Origin of the sequence: Prevotella ihumii (assembly GCF_900155655.1) — a bacterium.
In the GTDB taxonomy this organism is placed as follows: Bacteria; Bacteroidota; Bacteroidia; order Bacteroidales; family Bacteroidaceae; genus Prevotella; species Prevotella ihumii.
In genome coordinates this window covers 965,687-967,064 of the sequence record NZ_LT706987.1, presented here as the reverse complement: position 1 = coordinate 967,064, position 1,378 = coordinate 965,687, and the positions used below count along the sequence as shown (strand labels likewise).

The window sequence follows — 1,378 nt, the reverse complement described above, 5'->3', positions numbered from 1 at the left end:
CTCTTCAAGGGCTACCAGGGTGCCATACAGTCTGATGGGTATGAGGTCTACAGCAGGTTTGAGAACGTTCAGGGCATCGTGCTGTTAGGATGTATGGCACACGTGAGACGTAAGTTCGAACATCTGGCGGCTGACGATAAGAACGCCGCCCATATCATCGAAACGATAGCCACGCTTTATGAGTTGGAGGAAAACCTCAAACACAAGAAAGCACCCCCCGAGGAAGTGGAGATNCTTTACTACCTTTGCCCGAAAAACTTATGTTTGTACTCAACGAAACAAATGTTTTTCGGGTTTGTTGCACTCCCGTGGACATGCGTCAGGGTATTCTTCGCCTGTCCCAACTGGTACGCAGCAATGACTTCAATCCTTATGATGGTGCTGTCTACGTTTTCTACAATCGCTCCCGTAACCGAATCAAGTTGCTTCACTGGGAGCGCTGTGGTTTTGTCGTCTATCACAAACAGATGGCACAGGGCTGCTTGAGTCCTAAAATCATACGGGCGAGAACTGGATTTTATGAACTTCGCTGGGACGAATTGGTACTCTATATTGAAGGTATAAATCCTAATTGCTACCGAAGAAAAAGATACAATAAATCTTAGTATTTTCTTGCCAGTGTCAGATATTTTTTGTAACTTTACATCGTATAAAGAACTGATAATGTGATGGATATGCCTTATTGCACAATGACATCTGACTACCATTCTCTCACTCGGGAAGCTGTTGTTAAACTTCTTNCAGGCCATCAGACCCATCACGCTTGGAAGAAAGAACTACCTGTTCTGTGGTAACAATGAGGGAGCAGAGAACAACGCCATCTTCTATACCTTTATGGCGTGTTGCAGGGAAGCAGACATAGAGCCATACAAATGGATGAAGGAAGTTCTTTCAAGACCCCTGCCAGATATGACGGAGGAGGAACTCACGAAAATGCTACCTTCAAACTTCAAATAACAAATAACCCTTATATGCTGCCAGACATATAAGGGTTATTTATTGGTGTGAAAGGCGGCTAATATTGGATGCTTACTGTAAAACCAATGCTAGATACAATAGAATATGGGAATATCTTTTTTTCTTTCACTGTAAGCATCCAATATTAGCCGCCTTTGTGTAACATTCTTGCTTTACTACCTTTGCCCGAAAAACTTATGTTTGTACTCAATGAAACAAATGTTTTTCGGGTTTGTTGCACTCCTGTGGACATGCGTCAGGGTATTCTTCGCCTGTCCCAATTGGTACGCAGCAATGACTTCAATCCTTCTGATGGTGTTGTCTACGTTTTCTACAATCGAGCCCGTAACCGAATTAAATTGCTGCACTGGGAACGCTGTGGTTTTGTCGTGTATCATAAACAGATGGCACAGGGTTGCCT

The 1,378-nt window shown here is 43.4% G+C and carries 2 protein-coding genes and 1 pseudogene; all 3 read left to right on the top strand.

Annotated elements, in window-relative coordinates:
• A pseudogene (locus tag CZ367_RS16725) lies at nt 1-204 on the top strand (IS66 family transposase); the annotation flags it as partial.
• 56 nt (nt 205-260) lie between these two features.
• Nucleotides 261-605 carry an IS66 family insertion sequence element accessory protein TnpB gene (gene tnpB, locus CZ367_RS04595; RefSeq protein WP_077197362.1) on the top strand — a complete coding sequence of 115 codons (345 nt, stop codon included), beginning with the start codon at nt 261-263 and terminating at the stop codon, nt 603-605.
• Between the two features lie 549 nt (nt 606-1,154).
• Nucleotides 1,155-1,378, top strand: a 224-nt coding sequence (tnpB, locus tag CZ367_RS04590; RefSeq protein ID WP_077197319.1) for an IS66 family insertion sequence element accessory protein TnpB, incomplete at its 3' end; no start/stop codon positions are given.

Coding starts and splice junctions, on each gene's coding strand:
- tnpB (WP_077197362.1), top strand. CDS start 261: ATGTTTGTACTCAACGAAACAAATGTTTTTCGGGTTTGTTGCACTCCC.